The following is a 5,991-nucleotide window of genomic DNA, read 5'->3' as shown; positions in this document are numbered from 1 at the left end:
CAGATCGCAACTGCGCTGATAGAGGATGCCGGAAAGGCGACCATCAGCAACGAAATATTGGTAGGTCATGTGGCAGGGCGGCAGCGCCATTTGGGTAAGTTCCGGCACGTTCCAGCCGGTGAAGATGTGGCGGCGGCTGGCAGGGTTGTGCTTCAGGCCGTGCACCAACTCTGTCATCTGATCAAACGGCGTATCAGCGCGAAAGCTGCCGTCTTCGTTGGCGGCATAACGCGGCCAGCGCCGCCACTGCACGCCATACACCGGGCCCAGATCGCCCCAGCGCGCGGCGAATTCATCATCGGCGATGATGCGGGCTTCGAATTCGTCGCGGCTCAATTGCTCGCCGGTGGCGCGGCGATAGGCGTCCAGCGGCCAGTCCGTCCAGATATGCACGCCCTGTTCCACCAGCGGCCGGATGTTTGATTCGCCGTTCAGGAACCAGATCAGCTCCTTCACGGCGGATTTCCAATAGACGCGCTTGGTGGTGAGCAGCGGCACCGTGCCATCGGAAAGATCGAACTTCAGCGTCTCGCCAAACAGGGCGCGCGTGCCGGTGCCGGTGCGGTCGCCGCGGGTCGCGCCTTCGCGCCACACACGGTCCATCAGGGAAAGATACTGTTGTTCGCCGGTCAAAGTCATTGCCCCTTGTCAGGGATATGGCGCGCACCCGTCAACAGGCACCACACGTCTGTCCACAGCGACGGGGAGGCGGCAGATGTTTGGCACGGCAACCACAGGCACCAGCCACGATATCCAGGCCGTGCCGGGCCTGTGGCGCGACGCCCATGGCCAGGCGGCGGCTCTGGCCAGCCGGGGCAACACCCGCGCGGCGCTGCGTTCGGCCATGCTGAAGGATCGCAAGATCGTGTTGATGGATCGGCTGGGCTGGGATCTGCAATCGCCCGATGGATTGCATGAAATTGACGAATATGATGGCGATGACACGCTGTATCTGATCGTTCATCAGCCGGAAACTGGCCGTCATCTCGGTTCGGTGCGGCTGCTGCCGTCCACCGGCGCGCACCTGTTGGGCGACAAATTTGCCCATCTGTGTGCCGATGAAGTGCCCATCGGGCCTGATGTGTGCGAAATCACCCGGCTGGTGACCGCGCCCGGCCTGTCGCGCATCGAGGCACTTCAGGTGCGCCGGCAACTGTCCATCGCGCTGTTCGAACACGCGCTGGCCGCTGGCATCACCCGCTATACCATGGTCACGCATCTGCCCTGGCTGCCCAGCCTGCTGTCGATCGGCTGGGATGCCGAACCGATGGGCATGCCGCACGGCGAAGGGGTGAACGCCGTGGCGGCCCTGCAGATCTTCGTCAACGAAACCACTTTGCAGCGCCTGCGCAGCGCCTGGGCGATCGCCCGGCCCGTGTTGCCGCTGCCCACCATCGGCAGGGAGAATGAACGGGCGTTTTGACCCTGCGCCCGTCGCTTTCCCGCCGAGGATGCCCCGGCCTGCTGAATCCACCTGCAAACGGCCCTCCCCGTGCGCAGAATTTGGGGCAGGCCGGGGCATCCATCCTCGATCGAACCATCGGCCATGATGCTGCCTGAACTGCTCGCCCTGTGGCATGTCGCGCTGGCCGAAGCCTTGTTGCTGGTGGCGCTGCTGGTCGCCATCAACGGCCTGGACGATCTGGCCATCGACAGTTTGTGGCTGTTGATGCCGCGCCACCGGCGCAAACCCCAGTTGTTCGCGCCAACGCCGCCGCCAGAGTCGCCTTCAGGGTCGCCTTCTCCGCGCTTTGCCATCCTGATCCCGGCCTGGGACGAATCGGCGGTGATCGGTGCCATGCTGCAACGCCTGCTGGCCAGGCTGGACTGGCCGGATTATGCCGTGTTTGTTGGTCTTTATCCCAACGATCCCAAGGGCCAGGCGGCTGTAGCGGCGCTTACCGATTCGCGGTTGCATGCGGTGGTTGGCGCCGCGCCGGGGCCAACCACCAAGGCTGATTGCCTCAACAGCCTGTGGCGGGCGGCATTGGCAGAGGAGGCAACCAGCGGCCAGCCCTTTGATGCCATCGTGCTGCACGATGCCGAAGACGTGGTGCACGCGCAGGAACTGGCGGTGTTTGCCGCGCATCTGCCGCAATCGGCCATGGTGCAATTGCCGGTGCTGCCCCTGCCGGATGCCGACAGCCCGTTGATTTCCGGCCATTATATCGATGAGTTTGCCGAAGCCCACGCCAAGGATCTGCTGGTGCGGCACTGGCTGGGCGCAGCGGTGCCGGCGGCCGGCGTGGGCGTGGCCATCGATCGCGCCATGCTGGGCCGCATTGCCGATGCCCGCGGCGGCGCGCCCTTTGATGCCGCCAGCCTGACCGAGGATTATGAGCTGGGCCAGCATGTGCATGCGCTCGGTGGGCGCGGCTGCCTGGTGTGGGTGATGGCCGATGGCCAGCCAGTGGCCACGCGGGAACATTTTCCGGCGTCGTTCGAAGCTGCAGTGCGCCAGAAATCGCGCTGGCTCACCGGCATTGCACTGGCCGGCTGGGACCGGATTGGCTGGCGCGGCGGCATGATCAACCGCTGGATGCTGCTGCGTGATCGCAAGGCACCGATGATGGCGCTGCTCACGCTGGCGGCCTATGTCATCGCGGCGCTGTTGGGGGTCGATGAACTGCTGCGCGCGGCATCACCGGCGGCGGCGCGGCTGCCACCGGTGGCCGGTGCGGTCACCCGGGCGTTGTTGTGGCTGAATTTTGCGCTGTTGTGCTGGCGCTTGCTGGTGCGCGCGCTGTTCACGCTGTCGGTGCACGGCCTCACCGAAGCCTTGCTGGCCACGCCGCGCGCGCTGGTCGGCAATCTGATCAATGCCATGGCGGCGCTGCGGGCGCTGTCGCGATACCGGCAGGCCCTGCGCAGTGGTCGCCGGCTGGCCTGGGACAAGACCAGCCACCGTTTTCCCGGCCTGCTGCCGTGATCGACGGCAATGGCTTGAAGGGCCGGCCGCTGCGGGCATTGGCCGGGCTGGGCCTGGTGCTGGGCTTGTGGATTGCAGTTCGGGTGCCGGCCATGCAGCACGAACTGCAGGCGCTGGCGCTGTTGGCAGCGCCAGCTGCCCGGTTGGTGTTGGCGCAAAGGCCGCAGGCGGAACCGCCGCCGTTGCCACGGGTCGCTGCCGGGCGGATGTGGCCAGCGCCGCTGCTGCCAGCAACGATGCCGCCTTTGCTGCTGCGGGCCCAAACCAGCCCTTTTCCTGGCCCCATTCCCAGCGTGCCAGCAGCTGCGCCGATTGCGACAACTCCGGCCAACCCGCTGCCAGTGCCCGCCATGCTGCCGGCAACGCCGCCCGATCCGGCCTTCGCGCTTGCCGCCCACGCCTATGATCGGCAGCGCACCGGCCAGCGCCGTCAGGCGGCCGCGCTGTTTGATGCGGCGCTGGCCCAGCAGCCCGGCAATCGCCAATGGCAGGCCGATCGCAAGGCGTTGGGCCAGCGCTGGCAACTGGGCGGCTTTGCCCTGCTGCGCGATGGCGGCAGTTCCGGGCCCGCGGCCTCGCCCGTGCTGGGCGGCGGCCAGTTGGGCGGCAGCATTGCCTGGCTCACCGATCCTTTTGCCCGCCGGCCGCTGGCTCTGGTGGCGCGCGCCAATGTCGCTGCCGATGCCGGCGGTGTGCGCGGAGACACGGCGCAGCTGGCGCTGGGCCTGCGCCAGACGCTGCTGCCCGGCGTATCGCTGTCCGTCGAGCGGCTGGTGCCGCTGGGCGATGCCACAAGCGGCGCCTTCACCGCGCGGCTGGCGGCTGGCGGCAAGTGGCAGCGCCTCGAAGCCTATGGCGAGGCCGGTGCGCTCGATTCGGGGCAGGTCTATGCCGGCGGCCAGGCGCGGGCGCGGGTGATCAGGCTTGGCCCGGCCGTGGTGCAAGCCGCCACTTGGGCCAGCGTGCAAACCGGCTCGCCCACTGTTTGGCGGGTCGATGTTGGCCCTTCGATGAGCGCCCGCATCAAGGGTGTCCGCATCGAGGCCGACTGGCGACAACGCGTGGGCGGCAATGCGGCGCCGGGCAGCGGCCCGGTGCTGACGGTGTCTGCGGGGTTTTAGTTGGTGGTGCCGGCCCGGTCGAAGATCGTCTGCAACTCTGCCATCGTTCGCGGCTGCTGCAGCGCCAGCATCAGCAGGATGCGTGCCTTTGCCGGGGTCAGTTCGCGGCCGCCGATGGTCGGCACCCGGTCATCATCGTCCGACTGAGCAGCCGGTTCCGCGCGCCGCACATCGCCGTGGCCTTGGCGCGGCGTGGTCACCACCGGGATGTTTTTTGCCACCAGCGCCCGCAGCGCCTTGCGGGCGCCGCTGGAAACGCCGCCAGTACCAACTCCGGCCACGATCACGCCATCGGCATCGCGGGCGATATCGCGCACTTCGTCTTCGGTCTGGCCGGCATAGGCATATACCACTGCAATGCGCGGCAACTTGGCCTCGCCCAGGGCCAATACGGCGGGCTGCGGCTGCGGCGGCCCGAAATAGCGCGGGGCAAGGTTCAGCACATGGCCAATCGGGCCGCGGCTGGGAGCGGTAAAGGCCTCGATGCGGTTCACGTCGAATTTGGTGACCGAACGTGGATCAAAGATGCTGTCGTTCATCACCACCATCACGCCCCGTCCGGCCGAAGCAAGCGCAGTGACGACCCGGATGGCATCCAGCATGTTCTGCGGACCATCGGCGGAAACAGCCGTGCTGGGCCGCATCGCGCCAACCACCACAACCGGCTTGGTTGGCGGCAGGATCAGGCTGAGCAGGAAGGCGGTTTCTTCCAGTGTGTCGGTGCCGTGCGTGACGACGATTCCGGCAACATCGGGATCGGCAAAGGCCGCCAGTGCGCGGGCATGCAGCTTGCGCCAGATGGCTTCATCCATGTCGCTGCTGGGCACGTTGGCGATCTGCTCACCCGAAACCCGGGCAATCTTGTCCACCCCCGGCAGCGCGGCAATCAGATCGTCCACCGATACTGCGCCTGAACGATAACCGGTGCCGGCGGCATTGCCCCGGCCAGCGATGGTGCCGCCGGTGGCCAATATCCGCACGTGGCCGGTGGCGGCGGACATGGCCGGCTGTGCGTGCAGCGCCGTGCCGGCCAGCAATGCCGTGGCGGCCATCATCCATGTGAAACTGTGCAAGGCCTGTCCTTCACTCATTGTCGCTGGCGCCCAAGTTGACGGCCCGATTGGCAATCGTCCGCCGTTCCGCCAGTTTGCGCAGCAACGCCCGCGTGCGCAGCTGGCCGAGCAGCTCATTGATCACCGAAATCCCCTGTTCGGCCATGTCCAGCGCCTTGGCTTCGCCAACATGGCCGGCAGTATGTTCAAGGAAGTGGCGGACTTCCTGCGCCGTCAGCCAGTCGATCAGCACGTTGTAAAGCCGCATCTGGCCGCCATCGAAACCCAGTTCCGGTGTAAAGCCGATATCATCCAACCGCTGCGCCGTGCGCAGGATGGCGGCATCGCGGGCGGTGATGGTGCCGTCCTCGGCCAGCGGGATCATCAGATCGTCGAGATGTTCGTGTTGATATTCCGGCAGCGCCAGATCGGCCAGCGCCACCCGCGCCGGGCCGCCAGCCTCCAGCCGCTGCGCCAGCAAGGCATCCAGGGTCGGGAACACATCGGGCAGCAGCCAGCGGTCGCCGTCCTCGGCTTCCAGCAGGGTGCGGATCACGGCCAGCGGCAGGAAACGTTCTTCCTGCAGGCGCTTGATCGCCTTCAGGCGGGTAACATGCACATCGGAATAACGGGCGCTGTTCGGGCTGGTCTTGTCGGGTTCGGGCAACAGGCCTTCACGGATATAGAAACGGATGGTTTCCCGCCCCACACCGCTGGCTTTTTCAAGATCGCGCATTCTCATTGCTCAGCGCCTTAGCGCAACTTTTGCGACCATGCTAATGGGGTGATTGCCGATGGAAAGCTTTGCCCGCCTGCTCGACGCGCTGCTGTATACGCGCAGCCGCACTGCCAAACTGCGGTTGATCGCGGATTATCTGGTGGCGACGCC

At 66.5% G+C, this 5,991-nt stretch carries 6 protein-coding genes; 3 read left to right on the top strand and 3 right to left on the bottom strand.

Annotation, left to right across the window (positions count from 1 at the left end):
• Positions 1–639, bottom strand: a 639-nt coding sequence (gene thyA, locus RMO81_RS12080; RefSeq protein ID WP_310476140.1) for a thymidylate synthase, incomplete at its 3' end; no start/stop codon positions are given.
• A gap of 76 nt (positions 640–715) precedes the next feature.
• Here thyA and RMO81_RS12075 point away from each other — a divergent pair.
• From RMO81_RS12075 to RMO81_RS12065, 3 genes are all read left to right on the top strand, one after another.
• A complete protein-coding gene (locus RMO81_RS12075) occupies positions 716–1,423 on the top strand; it encodes an acyl-homoserine-lactone synthase (RefSeq protein WP_310476139.1) in 708 nt (235 codons plus the stop codon).
• A gap of 123 nt (positions 1,424–1,546) precedes the next feature.
• Positions 1,547–2,929 carry a glycosyl transferase family protein gene (locus tag RMO81_RS12070; RefSeq protein ID WP_310476138.1) on the top strand — a complete coding sequence of 461 codons (1,383 nt, stop codon included), beginning with the start codon at positions 1,547–1,549 and terminating at the stop codon, positions 2,927–2,929.
• Entirely contained in the window at positions 2,926–4,050 is a 1,125-nt protein-coding gene (locus RMO81_RS12065; RefSeq protein WP_310476137.1) for a hypothetical protein, read from the top strand. Before RMO81_RS12070 ends, RMO81_RS12065 begins: the two co-directional genes overlap by 4 nt.
• On the opposite strand, the gene RMO81_RS12060 is transcribed toward RMO81_RS12065, so the two are convergent.
• Positions 4,047–5,141 (bottom strand): asparaginase, encoded by a 1,095-nt coding sequence (locus RMO81_RS12060; RefSeq protein ID WP_310476136.1) that lies wholly within the window; start codon positions 5,139–5,141, stop codon positions 4,047–4,049. The two genes, RMO81_RS12065 and RMO81_RS12060, sit on opposite strands and share 4 nt — an antisense overlap.
• A complete protein-coding gene (locus RMO81_RS12055; protein WP_310476135.1) occupies positions 5,134–5,838 on the bottom strand; it encodes a MerR family transcriptional regulator in 705 nt (234 codons plus the stop codon). The genes RMO81_RS12060 and RMO81_RS12055 overlap by 8 nt, the downstream gene beginning before the upstream one ends.
• Between the last annotated feature and the right edge of the window lie 153 nt (positions 5,839–5,991).

The organism is Sandarakinorhabdus sp. (assembly GCF_031422795.1).
Classification (GTDB): Bacteria; Pseudomonadota; Alphaproteobacteria; order Sphingomonadales; family Sphingomonadaceae; genus Sandarakinorhabdus.
Note: the sequence above shows the minus strand (reverse complement) of the source record. Positions and strands in the feature narration are given on the sequence as shown.

Bases quoted from the DNA above. Each gene is read 5' to 3' on its own strand.
- RMO81_RS12075 (WP_310476139.1), top strand. From the start codon at position 716: ATGTTTGGCACGGCAACCACAGGCACCAGCCACGATATCCAGGCCGTG.
- RMO81_RS12070 (WP_310476138.1), top strand. From the start codon at position 1,547: ATGATGCTGCCTGAACTGCTCGCCCTGTGGCATGTCGCGCTGGCCGAA.
- RMO81_RS12060 (WP_310476136.1), bottom strand. From the start codon at position 5,141: ATGAGTGAAGGACAGGCCTTGCACAGTTTCACATGGATGATGGCCGCC.
- RMO81_RS12055 (WP_310476135.1), bottom strand. From the start codon at position 5,838: ATGCGCGATCTTGAAAAAGCCAGCGGTGTGGGGCGGGAAACCATCCGT.